15 protein-coding genes are annotated in these 17,222 nt (G+C 73.2%); 12 read left to right on the forward strand and 3 right to left on the reverse strand.

The window, feature by feature from the left end; genetic code table 11:
* Position 1: 1 nt before the first annotated feature.
* The 10 genes from ACWDAS_RS13315 (at position 2) to ACWDAS_RS13360 (ending at position 12,631) form a co-directional block, all read left to right on the forward strand.
* Positions 2 to 334, forward strand: coding sequence for a nucleotide pyrophosphohydrolase (locus ACWDAS_RS13315; protein WP_450389320.1), 333 nt, complete (start codon positions 2 to 4; stop codon positions 332 to 334).
* 151 nt (positions 335 to 485) lie between these two features.
* A complete protein-coding gene (locus ACWDAS_RS13320; protein WP_450389322.1) occupies positions 486 to 941 on the forward strand; it encodes a DUF6099 family protein in 456 nt (151 codons plus the stop codon).
* A gap of 153 nt (positions 942 to 1,094) precedes the next feature.
* Positions 1,095 to 2,018 carry an LLM class F420-dependent oxidoreductase gene (locus ACWDAS_RS13325; RefSeq protein ID WP_450389324.1) on the forward strand — a complete coding sequence of 308 codons (924 nt, stop codon included), beginning with the start codon at positions 1,095 to 1,097 and terminating at the stop codon, positions 2,016 to 2,018.
* Positions 2,019 to 2,048: 30 nt separating this feature from the next.
* Positions 2,049 to 3,011, forward strand: coding sequence for a homocysteine S-methyltransferase (mmuM, locus tag ACWDAS_RS13330; RefSeq protein ID WP_450389325.1), 963 nt, complete (start codon positions 2,049 to 2,051; stop codon positions 3,009 to 3,011).
* Positions 3,002 to 4,459 (forward strand): 3' terminal RNA ribose 2'-O-methyltransferase Hen1, encoded by a 1,458-nt coding sequence (locus ACWDAS_RS13335; protein WP_450389327.1) that lies wholly within the window; start codon positions 3,002 to 3,004, stop codon positions 4,457 to 4,459. Before mmuM ends, ACWDAS_RS13335 begins: the two co-directional genes overlap by 10 nt.
* Complete coding sequence (locus ACWDAS_RS13340) at positions 4,456 to 7,002, forward strand: polynucleotide kinase-phosphatase (RefSeq protein WP_450389328.1); 2,547 nt, start codon at positions 4,456 to 4,458, stop codon at positions 7,000 to 7,002. The genes ACWDAS_RS13335 and ACWDAS_RS13340 overlap by 4 nt, the downstream gene beginning before the upstream one ends.
* A 75-nt stretch (positions 7,003 to 7,077) precedes the next feature.
* Entirely contained in the window at positions 7,078 to 8,301 is a 1,224-nt protein-coding gene (locus ACWDAS_RS13345) for an arginine deiminase (RefSeq protein ID WP_450389330.1), read from the forward strand.
* Positions 8,302 to 8,421: 120 nt separating this feature from the next.
* Positions 8,422 to 9,435, forward strand: coding sequence for an ornithine carbamoyltransferase (gene argF / locus ACWDAS_RS13350; protein WP_450389332.1), 1,014 nt, complete (start codon positions 8,422 to 8,424; stop codon positions 9,433 to 9,435).
* A 98-nt stretch (positions 9,436 to 9,533) separates the two neighbouring features.
* Positions 9,534 to 10,361, forward strand: a complete 828-nt coding sequence (locus tag ACWDAS_RS13355) for an enoyl-CoA hydratase family protein (RefSeq protein ID WP_450389334.1) — start codon at positions 9,534 to 9,536, stop codon at positions 10,359 to 10,361.
* A gap of 2 nt (positions 10,362 to 10,363) precedes the next feature.
* On the forward strand, positions 10,364 to 12,631 hold the full coding sequence (locus tag ACWDAS_RS13360) for a bifunctional salicylyl-CoA 5-hydroxylase/oxidoreductase (RefSeq protein ID WP_450389336.1): 2,268 nt from the start codon (positions 10,364 to 10,366) through the stop codon (positions 12,629 to 12,631).
* A gap of 18 nt (positions 12,632 to 12,649) precedes the next feature.
* Here ACWDAS_RS13360 and ACWDAS_RS13365 read toward each other — a convergent pair whose 3' ends face one another.
* From ACWDAS_RS13365 to ACWDAS_RS13375, 3 genes are all read right to left on the reverse strand, one after another.
* Entirely contained in the window at positions 12,650 to 13,078 is a 429-nt protein-coding gene (locus ACWDAS_RS13365; protein WP_450389338.1) for a Uma2 family endonuclease, read from the reverse strand.
* Between the two features lie 62 nt (positions 13,079 to 13,140).
* Complete coding sequence (locus ACWDAS_RS13370) at positions 13,141 to 13,971, reverse strand: PaaX family transcriptional regulator (protein ID WP_450389340.1); 831 nt, start codon at positions 13,969 to 13,971, stop codon at positions 13,141 to 13,143.
* A gap of 4 nt (positions 13,972 to 13,975) precedes the next feature.
* Positions 13,976 to 15,580, reverse strand: coding sequence for an AMP-binding protein (locus ACWDAS_RS13375; protein ID WP_450389342.1), 1,605 nt, complete (start codon positions 15,578 to 15,580; stop codon positions 13,976 to 13,978).
* Between the two features lie 95 nt (positions 15,581 to 15,675).
* Between ACWDAS_RS13375 and ACWDAS_RS13380 the strand changes: the two genes are divergently transcribed.
* Positions 15,676 to 16,782 carry an acyl-CoA dehydrogenase family protein gene (locus tag ACWDAS_RS13380; RefSeq protein WP_450389344.1) on the forward strand — a complete coding sequence of 369 codons (1,107 nt, stop codon included), beginning with the start codon at positions 15,676 to 15,678 and terminating at the stop codon, positions 16,780 to 16,782.
* A complete protein-coding gene (locus ACWDAS_RS13385) occupies positions 16,779 to 17,177 on the forward strand; it encodes a RidA family protein (protein WP_450389346.1) in 399 nt (132 codons plus the stop codon). The genes ACWDAS_RS13380 and ACWDAS_RS13385 overlap by 4 nt, the downstream gene beginning before the upstream one ends.
* The last annotated feature ends 45 nt before the right edge of the window (positions 17,178 to 17,222 follow it).

Genomic DNA, 17,222 nt, shown 5'->3' on the forward strand with positions numbered 1-17,222 from the left:
TGTGACCGAGGATCTGCACGCGCTGCAGCGCAGGCTGGCCGCTTTCGCGGCGGCCCGGCGCTGGGAGCCGTACCACACGCCGAAGAACCTGGCCGCGGCCCTGAGCGTCGAGGCCTCCGAACTCCTGGAGATCTTCCAGTGGCTCACGCCCGAGCAGGCGGCCCGGGTGATGGAGGACGCCGACAGCGCGCACCGGGTACGGGACGAGGTGGCGGACGTGCTGGCGTATCTGCTGCAGTTCTGCGAGGTGCTGGGCGTCGACGTGCTCGAGGCGCTGTCCGCCAAGATCGACCGCAATGAGCTGCGCTTTCCGTTGCCGGGGGCCGGGGACTGAGACACGGCGCTCCACGCGCGTGCCCCGTTCACGCCTGCGGGTGAGCGGGTTGTCCACAGGCAGGAACCGGCCACTTCCGTCACGGGCCGTGATCAGTCACTCTGAGTAAGGAGCGGGATCGATCGGGTGACCGACGGGGCGGAGGTGCGTGATGGACGCGGTACGGCTGATCCGGGCGACGCGGGAGGCGCTCAAGGGCGGCGGGACCGAGCGCGAGCTGATGGCGGAGGCCTGGCAGGTGCAGGCGCTGACGGAGGCGATCGGCAGCCACCTGGCACTCCACGGGGCGCCCGAGCTGCGGACGCCGGGCTTCTCCGTCTGCGAGGCCGGCGGGCGGGCGTGCGGCGCCACCGGGCCACCGGGGGTGGCGTACGGCCCGCCGCGCGCGTCGATGCTCACCGAGGTGCGCGAGCCGGCCGGGGCCCTGCGCGAACTGCGCGAGCTGCTGTCGGAGCTGGGCATGGTCCTGGTCTCGGTGGCCTGCACCGCCGAGAGCGAGACGGAGTACTGGCAGTGCATCGAGGCGGTCGACGCCGCCGACGAGTCCAAGGACCGGGTCGGCGTGCTCCTGCGGGCGGTCGAGGCATCGCAGCGGGACAGCGCGTGAGTGCCGGGCGCGGCGCCCGTCACGGGGACGGCCCCACCACTTCCCCCCTGGCAAAGGCGGGTTGGCGACCGGCTCTCTGCGACGGCGTCCCGCAACGGCGCCCCGGTGTCCGGTTGGCGATCGATTCCGCGGGACGAGGTGCAGGATGGAGACATGGATCTTCGCATCTTCACCGAGCCCCAGCAAGGGGCCTCGTACGACACCCTGCTCTCCGTCGCCAAGGCGACCGAGGACCTCGGTTTTGACGCCTTCTTCCGTTCCGACCACTACCTCAAGATGGGCGACGCGGACGGCTTGCCGGGGCCGACCGACGCGTGGATCACCCTGGCCGGCCTGGCGCGCGAGACGAAGCGGATCCGGCTGGGCACGCTGATGACGGCCGCCACGTTCCGGCTGCCGGGTGTGCTCGCCATCCAGGTCGCGCAGGTGGACCGGATGTCGGGCGGCCGTGTCGAGCTGGGCCTGGGCGCCGGCTGGTACGCGGAGGAGCACGCCGCGTACGGCATCCCGTTCCCGAAGGAGAAGTTCGCGCGGCTGGAGGAGCAGCTCGCGATCGTCACCGGGATGTGGGAGACGCCCGTCGGGGAGACCTTCGACTTCAAGGGCGCGCACTACACGCTGGAGAACTCGCCCGCGCTGCCCAAGCCGGCCCAGGCGAAGCTGCCGGTCCTCATCGGCGGCTTCGGCGCCCGGCGCACCCCGCGGCTCGCCGCCCGGTACGCCGACGAGTTCAACCTCCCCTTCGGCTCGCTGGAGGACACCGCCCGGCAGTTCAGCCGGGTACGGGAGGCCGCCGAGGAGCACGGCCGGGGCAAGGACGAGATCGTCTACTCCAACGCCCTCGTCGCGTGCGTCGGCAGGGACGACGCCGAGGTCGCCCGCAGGGCCGCGGCCATCGGCCGTGAGGTCGACGAGCTCAAGGCCAACGGCCTCGCCGGTTCCCCCGCCGAGGTGGTCGACAAGATCGGCCGTTTCGCCGAGCTCGGCGCCACCCGGTTCTACCTCCAGATCCTGGACCTGGGCGATCTCGGGCATTTGGAGCTGATCGCCTCCGAGGTCCAGTCGCAGCTGGACTGACACAGCACACCACCGCAAGGAGCACCCGCGATGCCCGCACCCACCAGGCCCCTGGCACAAGCCCTCGCCGAGGGCACCGTCGTCCTCGACGGCGGCCTGTCCAACCAGCTCGCCGACCAGGGCTGCGACCTGTCCGACGCGCTCTGGTCGGCCCGGCTGCTCGCCGACGCGCCGGAGCAGATCGAGGCGGCCCACATCGCCTATGTGAGGGCGGGCGCGCGGGTGCTCATCACCTCCAGCTACCAGGCGACCTACGAGGGCTTCGCCGGGCGCGGCATCGGGCGGGTGGAGGCCGGCGCCCTGCTGCGGCGCAGCGTCGCCCTCGCCCGTGCCGCCGCCCGCGACCGCGACGACGTGTGGGTGGCGGCGTCGGTGGGACCGTACGGCGCGATGCTCGCGGACGGCAGTGAGTACCGCGGCCGCTACGGGCTGAGCGTCGCGGAGCTGGAGCGCTTCCACCGGCCCCGGCTGGAGACGCTGGCCGAGGCCGGTCCCGATGTCCTGGCGTTGGAGACCGTGCCGGACACCGATGAGGCGGAGGCCCTGCTGCGGGGCGTCGACGGCCTCGGGGTGCCGGTCTGGCTGAGCTACAGCGTCGAGGGGGAGGCGACCCGGGCGGGCCAGCCGCTGGAGGAGGCCTTCCGGATCGCCGCGGACTCGGACGCGGTGATCGGCGTGGGCGTCAACTGCTGCGCCCCCGCGGACGCCGGCCGCGCGGTGGAGATCGCCGCGGCCACCGTGGACCTGCCCGTGGTCGTCTACCCCAACAGCGGCGAGAGGTGGCACGAGCGGGCCCGTGACTGGCGCGGCGGATCCGCCTTCGATCCGGTACACGTGCGCGACTGGGAGCGGGCCGGGGCCCGGCTCATCGGGGGATGCTGCCGGGTCGGACCCGCGCAGATAGCGGCCCTGGCCGCCGCACTCTCCCCGCGGCCGGGGAAAAGCGCTGTTCGGGAGGGTGGCGGCCGGGCGATACTCGGGCGGTGTTCCTGACGATAACGACCACCGGCAGCGGCGGCATGCCCGCCACGGACCTCGGCTTCCTGCTGCACAAGCATCCGGAGAAGGCCCAGGTCTTCTCGACCTCCTACGGCGACGCCCACGTCTTCTACCCCGTGGCGTCGGAGCAGCAGTGCACGGCCGCGCTGCTGCTGGAGGTCGATCCCGTGGCGCTGGTCCGGCGGGGCAAGGGCAAGGGCCGGGGCGGAGCCCCCGACTCCGCGCTCGCCCAGTACGTCAACGACCGGCCGTACGCGGCCTCGTCGCTGCTCGCGGTCGCCCTCCGCACGGTGTTCGCCAGCGCCCTGAAGGGTGTCTGCGACGCCCGCCCGGAGCGGGTGGCGCAGCCGCTGCCGCTGCGCATCGAGATCCCGGCCGTGCCCGCCCGCGGCGGGGCCGCCCTGGTCCGGAGGCTGTTCGAGCCGCTGGGCTGGACCGTCGGGGCCGAACCGGTCGCGCTGGACGAGCGATTCCCCGAGTGGGGCGAGTCGCGGTACGTACGGCTGGCGCTGGAGGGCGAGCTGCGGCTGTCCGAGGCGCTGCGGCATCTGTATGTGCTGCTGCCGGTCCTCGACGACGCCAAGCACTACTGGGTCTCGCCCGACGAGGTCGACAAGCTGCTGCGGATGGGCGACGGCTGGCTCGCCGGTCACCCGGAACAGCGGCTGATCACCAGCCGCTATCTGTCCCGCCGCTGGTCCCTGACCAGGCAGGCCATGGAGCGGCTGGAACTGGCCCGGCTCGCCGAGGCCGACGACAGCGAGCCCGAGGAACTGGACAACGCGGTCGACGAGGAGGTGGACACCGAGGAGAAGCCGCTGCCGCTGGCGGTGCAGCGGCGCGACGCGATCCTGGCGGTGCTGCGTGACGCCGGAGCCGGCCGTGTCCTCGACCTCGGCTGCGGTCAGGGCCAGTTGGTCGGCGCGCTGCTGAAGGACGTCCGCTTCACCGAGATCGTCGGCGTCGACGTGTCGGTGCGGGCGCTGGGCGAGGCGGCGCGACGGCTGCGGCTGGACCGCATGGGCGAGCGGCAGTCCTCCCGCGTGCGGCTGATGCAGGGCTCGCTGGCGTACACCGACGCCCGGCTCAAGGGGTACGACGCGGCGGTGCTCAGCGAGGTCGTCGAGCACCTCGACCTGCCGCGGCTGCCCGCCCTGGAGTACGCCGTCTTCGGCTCGGCACGGCCCGCGACCGTGGTCGTGACCACGCCGAACGTCGAGTACAACGTGCGCTGGGAGACGCTGCCCGCCGGGCACGCCCGGCACGCGGACCACCGCTTCGAGTGGACCCGCGAGGAGTTCCGCTCCTGGGCCGAGCAGGTGGCCGGACGGCACGGCTACGGCGTGCGGTTCGTCCCCGTCGGCCCCGACGACCCCGAGGTCGGCCCGCCGACCCAGATGGCAGTTTTCACGATGACCGCGAAGGAGGTCACATCCGCATGACCGGCACGCGCACTCTCCCGGTGACCGACCTGTCCCTCGTGGTCCTGATCGGCACCACCGGCTCGGGCAAGTCGACCTTCGCCCGGCGCCACTTCAAGCCCACCGAGGTGATCTCCTCGGACTTCTGCCGCGGCCTGGTCAGCGACGACGAGAACGACCAGAGCGCCAGCGGCGACGCCTTCGACGTCCTGCACTACATCGCCGGCAAGCGGCTGGCCGCCGGCCGGCTCACCGTCGTCGACGCCACCAGCGTCCAACAGGAGAGCCGCCGTCAGCTCGTCCGGCTCGCCCGCGAGTACGACGTGCTGCCCATCGCCATCGTCCTCGACGTCCCCGAGCAGGTCTGCAGAGAGCGGAACGCGTCCCGCCCCGACCGCGCCCACCTGCCGCGCCACGTCGTGCAGCGCCAGCAGCGCGAGCTGCGCCGCTCCCTGCGGCAGCTGGAACGCGAGGGCTTCCGCAAGGTGCACATCCTCCGCGGCGTCGAGGAGGTCGACGCGGCCGAGGTCGTGCTGGAGCGCCGCTTCAACGACCTGCGCCACCTCACCGGGCCGTTCGACATCGTCGGTGACATCCACGGCTGCAGCTCCGAGCTGGAGACCCTGCTCGGCAAGCTCGGCTACGTCGACGGAGTCCACCCCGAGGGCCGCACCGCCGTCTTCGTCGGCGACCTCGTCGACCGCGGCCCGGACAGCCCCGGAGTGCTGCGCCGTGTCATGGGGATGGTCGCCTCCGGCACCGCCCTGTGCGTCCCCGGCAACCACGAGAACAAGCTGGGCCGCTGGCTCAAGGGCAAGAAGGTCCAGCACACGCACGGCCTCGCCGAGACCGTCGAGCAGCTGGAGAAGGAGGACGCCAAGGACCCCGCCTTCCGCGAGCAGGTCCGGGAGTTCATCGACGGACTGGTCAGCCACTACGTCCTCGACGGGGGCAAGCTCGTCGTCTGCCACGCCGGCCTGCCCGAGAAGTACCACGGCCGCACCTCCGGCCGGGTCCGCTCGCACGCCCTGTACGGCGACACCACCGGCGAGACCGACGAGTTCGGCCTGCCCGTGCGCTATCCGTGGGCCGAGGACTACCGCGGCCGGGCCGCCGTCGTCTACGGGCACACACCCGTGCCGAGCACCTCGTGGATCAACAACACGATCTGCCTGGACACCGGTGCCGTGTTCGGCGGCAGGATGACGGCCCTGCGCTGGCCCGAGCGCGAGATCGTCGACGTCCCCGCCGAGCGGGTCTGGTACGAGCCGGCCAAGCCGCTCGCCGCCCAGGCCCCCGGAGGGCACGACGGCCGTCCGCTCGACCTCGCCGACGTCTCCGGCCGCCGGATCGTGGAGACCGCGCACCACGGCCGGGTCGCCGTCCGCGAGGAGAACGCGGCCGCCGCGCTGGAGGTCATGAGCCGCTTCGCGGTCGACCCGCGGCTGCTGATGTACCTGCCGCCGACGATGTCGCCGTGCGCCACCTCGCAGCTCGAGGGATACCTGGAGCATCCGCACGAGGCGTTCGCCGCCCACCGCGCGGACGGCGTCGGCCAGGTGCTGTGCGAGGAGAAGCACATGGGCTCCCGCGCCGTGGCGCTGGTCTGCCGCGACGCGGAGACGGCGCGTGAGCGCTTCGGGGTGACCGACGGCGTGACGGGCGCTCTGCACACCCGCACGGGCCGCCCGTTCTTCGACGACCCGGCCGTCACCGAGCAGGTGCTGGAGCGGTTGCGGGCCTCCGTCACCGCCGCCGGCCTGTGGGACGAGCTCGGCAGCGACTGGCTGTTGCTCGACGCCGAGCTGCTGCCCTGGTCGCTGAAGGCCTCCGGCCTGCTGCGCAAGCAGTACGCCGCCGTGGGCGCCGCCTCCGGCGCGGTCTTCCCGGGCGCGCTCGCCGCCCTGGAGGCGGCCGCCGCTCGCGGCACCGACGTGACGGGCCTGCTGCAGCGGCAGCGCGAGCGCTCGGCGGACGCCGCGGCCTTCACCGAGGCGTACCGGCGCTACTGCTGGACGACGGACGGCCTGGACGGGGTGCGCCTCGCGCCCTTCCAGATCCTCGCCGTCCAGGGCCGCAGCCTCGCCGCGCTCCCGCACGACGAGCAGCTGGCGCTCATCGACCGCCTGGTCGCCCACGACCCGACGGGCCTGCTCCAGGAGACCCGCCGGATGCTGGTCGACACCGGGGACGAGGAGTCGGTGGCCGCCGGCACCCGGTGGTGGCTGGAGCTGACCGAGGCCGGCGGCGAGGGCATGGTCGTCAAGCCGCTCCAGGCCCTGCTGCGCACCGAGGACGGCAACCGCCTGGTCCAGCCGGGCATCAAGTGCCGGGGCCGGGAGTATCTGCGGATCATCTACGGCCCGGAGTACACCCGGCCCGACCAGCTGGCCCGACTGCGCTCCCGGGGGCTGGGCCACAAGCGCTCCCTCGCGCTGCGTGAGTACGCGCTCGGCCTGGAGGCGCTGGACCGGCTGGCCGCGGGCGAGCCGCTGTGGCGGGTGCACGAGGCCGTCTTCGCGGTCCTGGCGCTGGAGTCCGAGCCGGTGGACCCCCGGCTGTGAAGGGCGAGGGGCGGGCACCCGGGTGCCCGCCCCTCCCTGGCGGTAAACCCTTGCCAAGTGGGAATGTCTAGCTCCATGGCATTCCATGTGGACTCCGAGGCCGGGCGGCTGCACCGCGTCATCCTCCACCGCCCCGACCTGGAGCTGAAAAGGCTCACGCCGTCGAACAAGGACGCCCTGCTCTTCGACGACGTCCTGTGGGTGCGCCGGGCCCGCGCCGAGCACGACGGCTTCGCCGACGTGCTGCGCGACCGGGGCGTGGTGGTGCACCTCTTCGGTGATCTGCTGAGCGAGACGCTGGCCCTGCCCGAGGCCCGGCGCATGGTCCTGGACCGGGTCTTCCACGAGAAGGAGTACGGGCCGGTGGTCACCGACCACCTGCGCGCCGCCTTCGACGAGCTGTCCGCGGCCGAGCTGACGGAGGCGCTGGTCGGCGGCATGACCAAGCGGGAGTTCCTGGCCCGGTTCGCCGAGCCGACCTCGGTCCGCTTCCACGTGATGGACCTGGACGACTTCCTGCTCAACCCGCTGCCGAACCACATCTTCACCCGGGACACCTCGGCCTGGGTCTACGACGGGGTCAGCATCAACGCGATGCGCTGGCCCGCCCGCTGGCACGAGACGATCCACTACGAGGCGATCTACCGCCACCACCCGCTCTTCGCGGGCGGCTCCTTCAACGTGTGGTCCGAGGGCCAGGCGGCCTATCCCTCCACCATCGAGGGCGGGGACGTCCTGGTGATCGGGAGTGGCGCCGTCCTCATCGGCATGAGCGAGCGCACCACGCCGCAGGCCGTGGAGATGCTGGCCCAGCGCCTGTTCAGTGCCGGGTCGGCCACCACGATCGTGGCCCTGGACATGCCCAAGCGCCGTGCCTTCATGCACCTGGACACCGTGATGACCATGGTGGACGGCGACACCTTCACCAAGTACGCGGGCCTGGGCATGCTGCGCTCGTACACCATCGAGCCCGGCGCGGGGGAGCGCGACCTGAAGGTCACCGATCACCCACCGGAGCACATGCACCGGGCGATCGCGGCGGCCCTCGGCCTCGACGACATCCGTGTGCTCACCGCGACCCAGGACGTCCACTCCGCCGAGCGCGAGCAGTGGGACGACGGATGCAACGTCCTCGCTCTGGAGCCGGGCGTCGTCCTGGCCTACGAGCGCAACGTCACCACCAACACGTTCCTGCGCAAGCGCGGCATCGAGGTCATAGAGATCCCCGGGAGCGAACTGGGGCGCGGCCGCGGCGGCCCGCGCTGCATGAGCTGCCCCATCGAGCGGGACCCGGTCTGACGGGGGGCGATCCGGGCGGGCCCGCTGGGAACTGTATAAGGATGCGTTTCGTCGTATAGACTTCCATGGTTCCGGCGCACTCATGTTCGGCATCCGGCCGACCCCGACCTAGGAGCCCCCATGGCCATCGACCTCACGGGCCGCCACTTCCTCAAGGAGCTGGACTTCGCCCCCGAGGAGTTCCGCCGGCTGGTGGAGCTGGCCGCCGAGCTGAAGGCGGCCAAGAAGGCGGGCGCCGAGGTCCGGCGGCTGAACGGCAGGAACATCGCCCTGATCTTCGCCAAGACCTCGACCCGCACCCGCTGCGCCTTCGAGGTCGCCGCGGCCGACCAGGGCGCCTCGACGACCTACCTGGATCCGTCCGGCTCCCAGCTCGGCCACAAGGAGTCGGTGAAGGACACCGCCCGCGTGCTCGGCCGGATGTTCGACGGCATCGAGTACCGCGGGACGGGCCAGGAGGTCGTCGAGGAGCTGGCCGCCCACGCCGGGGTGCCGGTCTGGAACGGCCTCACCGACGAGTGGCACCCCACCCAGATGCTCGCCGACGTGCTCACCATGACCGAGCACTCCGGCCGGCCCCTCGGGGACATCGGCGGCATCGCCTACGCCTACCTCGGCGACGCCCGCTCCAACATGGGCAATTCGCTGCTGGTCACCGGTGCCCTCCTCGGCATGGACGTACGGATCGTGGCCCCCAGGCAGCTGTGGCCGGACGAGGCCGTCGTGGCCGAGGCGCGGCGCCTCGCCGAGGCCACGGGGGCCCGCGTCACGCTCACCGAGGACGTCACCGAGGGCGTCGCCGGCGCGCAGTTCGTCCACACCGACGTGTGGGTGTCGATGGGCGAGCCCGCCGAGGTCTGGGACGAGCGGATCGCCCTGCTGAAGCCGTACGCGGTGACCATGGACGTACTGCGCGCGACCGGCCGCCCCGACGTGAAGTTCATGCACTGCCTGCCCGCCTTCCACGACCTGGGCACCACCCTCGCCCGGGAGATCCACGCACGGCACGGGCTGACCTCGCTGGAGGTCGCCGACGAGGTCTTCGAGTCGGCGCACTCCATCGTCTTCGACCAGGCCGAGAACCGGATGCACACCATCAAGGCCGTCCTCGTCGCCACGCTGGGAGGCGCGTGAGCCGCCTCGCATATCGCGCACTCGTGACGGCGGTCACGAAGGAGTGATAACTTCGCGGTGTTGGCAAGCCTGCCTCCCCCGTGAAGGAGGACGTGCCCATGAGCCCCTATCGAGGCTCCGCAGGCCGTACCGAGGAATGGCGGCATCTGCGGGTCGAGCGCGCCGACGGCGTCGTCACCGTCACCCTCGACCGCCCGGAGAAGCTGAACGCGCTCACCTTCGACGCCTACGCCGACCTGCGCGACCTGCTCACCGAACTCCCGCACCACGGCGACACCCGCGTCCTGGTGCTCGCCGGCGCCGGCCGCGGCTTCTGCTCCGGCGGTGACGTCGACGAGATCATCGGTGCCACCCTCGCCATGGGCGCCGGCCGGCTCCTCGACTTCACCCGCATGACCGGCCAGGTCGTGCGGGCCATCCGCGAGGCCCCCTTCCCCGTCGTCGCGGCCGTCCACGGCGTCGCGGCGGGCGCCGGGTCCGTCATCGCCCTCGCCTCCGACTTCCGGATCGTGGAACGCTCGGCCCGCTTCGCCTTCCTCTTCACCAAGGTGGGCCTCGCGGGCGCCGACATGGGCGCCGCCTACCTGCTGCCCCGCATCGTCGGCCTCGGCCACGCCACCCGGCTGCTGATGCTCGGCGACACCGTCGGCGCCGCCGAGGCCGAACGCATCGGCCTGGTGAGCGAACTCGTCGACGACGGGCAGGCCGACGCGAGCGCCGCCGCGCTCGCCAAGCGGCTGGCCGCGGGCCCCGCGCTGGCGTACCAGCAGACCAAGGCCCTGCTCACCGCCGAACTCGACATGCCGCTCGGCGCCGCCGTGGAGATGGACGCCGCGACGCAGGCGCTGCTGATGACCAGCGAGGACTACGCCGAATTCCACGCCGCGTTCACCGAGAAGCGCAGCCCCAACTGGAAGGGCCGCTAGCCGTGCGAGTGGCCATCATCGGCGGCGGCCCCGGCGGGCTCTACGCGGCCGCGCTGCTCAAGCGCCTCGACCCGGAACGGGAGATCACCGTCTGGGAGCGCGGCGCACCCGAGGACACCTTCGGCTTCGGCGTCGTGCTCTCCGACGAGACGCTCGGCGGCATCGAGCACGCCGACCCCGTCGTCTTCCGTGCCCTGGAGCGCGAGTTCACCCGCTGGGACGACATCGACGTGCACCACCGCGGCCGTGCCGTCACCTCCGGCGGCCACGGCTTCGCGGCGGTGGACCGGCGCACGCTGCTGGCGGTCCTCCACGACCGCTGCCGCGACCTCGGCGTGTCCGTCCGCACCCGCGAGCTCGCCCCGGCCGCCGACCGGCTGGCGCGCGACCACGACCTCGTCATCGCCGCCGACGGCGCCAGCAGCGCCACCCGCGGGGCCCACGCCGCCGTCTTCCGGCCCACCCTCACCGGCCACCGCTGCCGCTACATCTGGCTCTCCACCGACCTCGTCCTGGACGCCTTCCGCTTCGAGATCGCCGAGACCGAGCACGGCGTGATGCAGGCCCACGGCTACCCGTACCGGCCGGACGCGAGCACCTTCATCGTCGAGATGCGCGAGGACGTCTGGCAGCGCGCCGGACTGGACCGGCTGGACGAGGCCGAGTCGATCGCCCGCTGCGAGAAGATCTTCGCCGACGCCCTGCACGGCCACGGCCTGCGCGGCAACCGCTCGCGCTGGATCGCCTTCACCACGGTCGTCAACGAGCGCTGGCGGCACGGGAACATCGTGCTGCTCGGCGACGCCGCCCACACCGCGCACTTCTCCATCGGCTCCGGCACCAAGCTCGCCATGGAGGACGCCCTCGCCCTCGCCGCCTGCCTGCGCGAGCAGCCCGGCGTCCCCGAGGCGCTGGAGGCGTACGAGGCCGAACGCAAGCCGGTCGTCGCCAGCACGCAGCGCGCCGCGCGGGCCAGCCTGGAGTGGTTCGAGTCGCTGGAGCAGTACGCCGGCCAGCCGCCCCGGCAGTTCGCCTTCAACCTGCTCACCCGCAGCCGCCGGGTCACCCACGACAACCTCAGGCTGCGCGATGCGGAGTTCACCGCCTCCGTGGAGCGGGAGTTCGGCACGGAACCCGGCACCCCGCCGATGTTCACCCCGTTCACCCTGCGCGGGCTGACCCTGCGCAACCGGGTCGTCGTCTCGCCGATGGACATGTACTCCGCCACCGACGGCACCCCCGGCGACTTCCACCTCGTCCACCTCGGCGCCCGCGCGCTCGGCGGCGCCGGCCTGGTCATGACCGAGATGGTCTGCGCCAGCCCCGAGGGCCGCATCACCCCGGGCTGCGCCGGGCTGTGGAACGACGAGCACGAGGCCGCCTGGCGCCGCGTCACCGGCTTCGTGCACGCCCGGCCCGGCGCCGCGATCGGCCTCCAGCTCGGCCACAGCGGCCGCAAGGGCTCCACCCGGCTGATGTGGGAGGGCATCGACCAGCCGCTCCTGGAGGGCAACTGGCCGCTCGCGGCCCCCTCCCCGCTGCCGTACCAGCCCCACGTCAGCCAGGTCCCGCACTCCCTGGACGCCGCCGGGCTCGCCGCGATCCGGGAGCAGTTCGCCGCCTCCGCCGCGCGCGGCGCCCGCGCCGGGTTCGACCTGCTGGAGCTGCACTGCGCCCACGGCTACCTGCTGTCGTCCTTCCTCTCCCCGCTCACCAACCGGCGCACCGACGCCTACGGCCGCGACCTGGCCGGACGGCTGCGCTTCCCGCTGGAGGTCTTCGACGCCGTCCGCGAGGTATGGCCCGCCGACCGTCCGATGACCGTCCGCATCTCCGCCACCGACTGGGCCGAGGGCGGCACGACCGCCGACGACGCGGTGGCGATCGCCCGCGCCTTCGCCGCCCACGGCGCCGACGCCATCGACGTCTCCACCGGCCAGGTCGTCCCCGACGAGCGCCCCGACTACGGCCGCTCCTACCAGACCCCCTACGCCGACCGCATCCGCAACGAACTCGGCGTCCCCGTCATCGCCGTGGGCGCGATCTCGTCCTGGGACGACGTCAACTCCCTGATCCTCGCGGGCCGCGCCGACCTGTGCGCGCTCGCCCGCCCCCACCTCTACGACCCCAACTGGACGCTCCACGCCGCCGCCGAACAGGGCTACACCGGCCCCGGCGCCCCCTGGCCCCTGCCGTACCAGGCGGGCAGCCGCCGCCCGTCCACCGGCCGCACGGACGCGCCCCGGCCCCGGCTGACGCTGGACCTGTGAGGGGCCGCCGGGCGCGGGTCAGGCGAAGAGGGAGGTGTCGAGGGCGAACGCGAACGGCTCGGGGAGGTCGAGCTCCTTGCCGGAGAGCACCCGGACGTCCTGGCGGTAGTCCTCGGCGTCCGGCTCGCTGCAGAGAGTCACGGTGCCTTCGGTGCGGTCCACGAGCAGGTAGAAGGGGATGCCGGCGGCCGCGTAGCCGCGTCGTCTCGGACCGCGGTCCCTCGCCGGGCGCGCCGTCGTCACCCGGACCGCCATCACCACTCCCGCAGGTCCGGCCCAGGGCGGCTGTCCACGGAAGTGCCCCGTCGGGTCGGGTGGCGAGGCGACGACGATCTCTCCCTCGATCAGTTCCGCGCGGTAGCCCTCCGGCACGACGAGTTCGAGGAACGCGGCCAGTACGGCCGCCTCACCCGCTGTCGAACAGTCCTGCCCAGGTCGAGCCGTCATGCGCGTCCCCCTGAATCGCCGTGCGGGCGTGTGCCTGTGCCAACGATCACCGGGGAGCGCGGTCACGCAGGGCCGCGATCCGTTCGCGCGAACTCCGCGCCCGCCTCGCGGAGCCGCTCGTGCAGGCCCTCGAAGACCGCCGCGGCGCGGCCGCCCGGCCAGTCGGACGGCAGGAGGGCGGGCGGCAGACCCGGGTCGGCGTAGGGGAGGCGGCGCCAGGAGTCGAGGGCGCGCAGGTAGTCCGCGAAGGCCTCCTGGGGGGCGGGCGTGCCGCGGCCGGCCCAGGCGCGCAGGACGGGCTCGTGGGCGTCCAGGAAGGCGTGGTGCCGTTCGGCTATGGCGTCCAGGTCCCACCAGCGGCGCACCGCCGTGGCCGTCGGCTCGAAGCCGAGGTGGGTGCCCGAGAACAGGTCGACGTACGTGTCCAGGCCGAGCCGGCGCAGGGTGTGCAGGGCCTCCTCGTGGAGGCGGGCGGGCGCGATCCACACGCCCGGCGCGGCGGTGCCGAAGCCGAGCCGGGCCAGCCGCGAGCGCAGCAGGTGCCGCTTGTGGCGCTCGCTCTCCGGGACGGAGAAGACCGCGAGCACCCAGGTCCCCGGGCCCCCGGCGCCGCCGTCTCCCGGGTGCCCGTATATCCGTCGGTCGCCGTCGGCGAGCAGCTGCCGTGCGTCCTCGGACAGGGCGTAGCCCGCGGCGCCGCCGACGCGGTCCGACTCCAGCAGGCCGCGCCGCTTGAGCCGGGAGACCGCCGAGCGCACCGACTGCGGGTCCACGTCGACCGCGCCCATCAGCCGGATCAGCCCGGCGACGGGTATCCGACCGTCCCATCCGTCGGCCCGGCCGTAGGCGCCGAAGAAGGTCACGATCAGCGAACTCGGGGTGTGCTCGGTCACGTGATCACTGTAGGTCGCGCAGCCGGAAGCGTTGCAGTTTCCCGGTCGGGGTGCGCGGCAGGGCCTCCAGGAAGACGATCTCGCGCGGGCACTTGTAGCTCGCGATCTCCTCGCGGGTGAAGGCGCGCAGCGCCTCGACCGTGTGCTCGTCGCCCGGCGGGCCGTCCCGCAGCACGACGAAGGCCCGGACGATCTGGCCGCGCTGGTCGTCCGGCACGCCGATCACCGCCGCCTCTCGTACATCCGGGTGGCGCAGCAGCGCCTCCTCGACCTCGGGGCCCGCGATGTTGTAACCGGACGAGATGATCATGTCGTCGGCGCGGGCCACGTAGCGGAAGTAGCCGTCCGGCTCGCGTACGTAGGTGTCGCCGGTCATGTTCCAGCCGTCGCGGACGTACTCCCGCTGCCGCTCGTCCGCCAGATAGCGGCAGCCCGTCGGGCCGCGCACCGCGAGCAGCCCCGGCTCGCCGTCCGGCACGGGGGACAGCGTCACGGGGTCGACGACCCGCGCCTGGTAGCCCGGCACCGGCAGGCCCGTGGTGCCCGGCCGAATCACGTCGTCGGCGGCGGAGATGAAGATGTGCAGCAGCTCCGTGGCCCCTATGCCGTTGATGATGCGCAGCCCCGTGGCCTCGTACCAGGCCTGCCAGGTCGCCTCGGGCAGGTTCTCGCCCGCCGAGACGCAGCGCCGCAGCGAGGACAGGTCACGGGAGCCGTGCGAGGCGAGTATGGCCCGGTAGGCCGTGGGCGCGGTGAACAGCACGGTCACCCGGTGCTCCGCGACGGCGCGGGCCAGCTGCTCGGGACCGGCCTGCTCCAGCAGCAGCGCCGACGCCCCGACGCGCAGCGGGAAGACGACGAGCCCGCCCAGCCCGAAGGTGAAGCCCAGCGGCGGGCTGCCGGCGAACACGTCCTCGGCGCGGGGTTCCAGTATGCGGGCGGAGAAGGTGTCGGCGATCGCCAGGACGTCCCGGTGGAAGTGCATGCACCCCTTGGGGCGGCCGGTGGTGCCGGAGGTGAAGGCGATCAGCGCGACGTCGTCGGCGGAGGTCTCCACCGCGGGGAAGGAGTCCGGCTTGCCCGCGGTGAGCCGCAGCAGGTCGTCCGGGGCCTCGCCGCCGTACGTGGCGATGCGCAGCCCGGGCGCCTCGCACTTGGCGAGGTCGTCGACCGAGCGGATGTCGCACAGCGCGTGCCGGACCTCGGCGATCGCGCAGATCGTCGCCAGCTCGTGCGGGCGGTGCGCCGCGAGCACGGTCACCGCGACAGCGCCCGCCTTCATGACGGCGAACCAGCACGCCACCAGCCAGGGCGTGGTGGGCCCGCGCAGCAGCACGCGGTTGCCGGGAACCACCCCCAGGTCGTCGGTCAGCACGTGCGCGATGCGGTCGGCGGCGGCGCGCAGGTCCGCGTACGACCAGACCTCGCCGCCCGGCATCCGCAGGCACGGCGCGCCGGGCAGGCCGGTGGCGAGGAGTTCGGTACCGCAGTTGAGCCGGTCGGGATAGGCCAGCTCGGGGAGGTCTCGGGTCAGGACGGGCCACTGGTCACGCGGCGGGAGGTGATCCCGCGGGAAAGTGTCCACGTGTGCTGATGGCAGCAGGTCCATGGCGGGTTCGCCCCTCGTTGGCACCTGGTTGCGGACGGATTCAGCGTAACGTGTTTGTGACGGCAGTCAACGGTACGCGATACGGGAGGTGCCGCGTGGCATCGTTCGCGCTCGACTCGGAACAGCTCAAGTGGTGTGCACAGGTCCGTGATTGGGCCGCCGAGCGGCTCCGGCCGCTGGCGGAGGCGGGCGAATCCGGGCGCGTCAACCGGCCGCTGCTCGCCGCCCTCGGCGAACTCGGCCTGCTCGCACGGCTCTTCCCCGGAACCGCCCTCGACCTCTGCCTGCTCAGGGAGTCCCTGGCCCGCGAGTGCACCGAGGCCGAGACCGCCCTCGCCCTCCAGGGACTGGGCGCCCACCCGCTGCTGGACTCCCCGGAGCTGGCCGCCCGCTGGATCCCTCGCGTGATCTCCGGCGAGGCCGTCGCGGCCTTCGCGCTCACCGAACCGGGCGCCGGCTCGGACGCCGCCGCCCTCGAACTGGCCGCCGAGCCCGCGCCGGAGGGCGGCTGGCGGCTCAGCGGCGAGAAGTGCTGGATCTCCAACGCCCCCGAAGCCGACCTCTACACGGTCTTCGCCCGGACCACCCCCGGCGCGGGAGCCCGCGGCGTCACCGCCTTCGCGGTCCCCGCCGACCGACCGGGCCTCACCGGCGAACGCCTCGACATGCTCTCGCCGCACCCCATCGGCCGGCTGCTCTTCGACGCCGTGCCGGTCGGCGAGGGTGACGTGATCGGCGAGGTCGACCGGGGCTTCCGCGTCGCCATGACCACCCTCAACCGCTTCCGCCCCAGCGTCGGCGCCTTCGCCGTCGGCATGGCGCAGGCCGCACTCGACGCGGCCACCGTCCACGCCGCCACCCGCACCGCCTTCGGCGCGCCCCTGAAGGACCTTCAGGCCGTCTCGCACACCCTCGCCGAGATGGCCACCCGCACCGAGGCCGCCCGCCTGCTGGTCTACGCCGCCGCCGAGGCCTACGACTCCGGCGCGCCCGGCACCGCCCGCAGCTCCGCCATGGCCAAGCTCTTCGCCACCGAGACCGCCCAGTACGCCGTCGACGCCGCCGTCCAGATCCACGGGGCCCGCGCCCTGGAGCGCGGCCATCTTCTCGAACACCTCTACCGCGAGGTCCGCGCACCGCGTATCTACGAAGGCGCCACCGAAGTCCAGCGGTCGATCATCGCCAAGGAGCTCTTCGCATGACCCTGCACCGGATCAACCCGCCCGAGCTCTCCCCGCCCACCGGCTTCAGCCACGCCGTCACCGCCACCGGCCGCACCCTCGTCCTCCTCGCGGGCCAGACCGCGCTCGACTCGGGGGGCAAGGTCGTCGGCGACACGCTCCCCGCCCAGTTCGAGCACGCCCTGATCAATTTGCTCACCGCGCTCCAGGCGGCCGGCGGCACCCCCGCCGACCTCGCCCGGCTCACCGTCCACACCACCGACGTCGCGGCCTACCGCGACCACGCCCCCGAGCTCGGCCGCATCTGGCGCGCCCTGGCCGGCCGCGACTACCCGGCCATGGCGGTCATCGGCATCACGCGCCTCTGGGACGAGGAGGCCATGGTCGAACTCGACGGCCTCGCCGTGCTCTCCTGATCCGCGGCCCGGGCCGGCCCCGGGCCCCGTTGCCGCAGCCGGGGG

Source organism: Streptomyces sp. NPDC001070 (assembly GCF_053598835.1).

Excerpts from the sequence above, each read along its gene's own strand:
- ACWDAS_RS13340 (WP_450389328.1), top strand. The coding sequence starts at position 4,456 with ATGACCGGCACGCGCACTCTCCCGGTGACCGACCTGTCCCTCGTGGTC.
- mmuM (WP_450389325.1), top strand. The coding sequence starts at position 2,049 with ATGCCCGCACCCACCAGGCCCCTGGCACAAGCCCTCGCCGAGGGCACC.
- ACWDAS_RS13385 (WP_450389346.1), top strand. The coding sequence starts at position 16,779 with ATGACCCTGCACCGGATCAACCCGCCCGAGCTCTCCCCGCCCACCGGC.
- ACWDAS_RS13325 (WP_450389324.1), top strand. The coding sequence starts at position 1,095 with ATGGATCTTCGCATCTTCACCGAGCCCCAGCAAGGGGCCTCGTACGAC.
- ACWDAS_RS13320 (WP_450389322.1), top strand. The coding sequence starts at position 486 with ATGGACGCGGTACGGCTGATCCGGGCGACGCGGGAGGCGCTCAAGGGC.
- argF (WP_450389332.1), top strand. The coding sequence starts at position 8,422 with ATGGCCATCGACCTCACGGGCCGCCACTTCCTCAAGGAGCTGGACTTC.
- ACWDAS_RS13375 (WP_450389342.1), bottom strand. The coding sequence starts at position 15,580 with ATGGACCTGCTGCCATCAGCACACGTGGACACTTTCCCGCGGGATCAC.
- ACWDAS_RS13355 (WP_450389334.1), top strand. The coding sequence starts at position 9,534 with ATGAGCCCCTATCGAGGCTCCGCAGGCCGTACCGAGGAATGGCGGCAT.
- ACWDAS_RS13345 (WP_450389330.1), top strand. The coding sequence starts at position 7,078 with ATGGCATTCCATGTGGACTCCGAGGCCGGGCGGCTGCACCGCGTCATC.
- ACWDAS_RS13365 (WP_450389338.1), bottom strand. The coding sequence starts at position 13,078 with ATGACGGCTCGACCTGGGCAGGACTGTTCGACAGCGGGTGAGGCGGCC.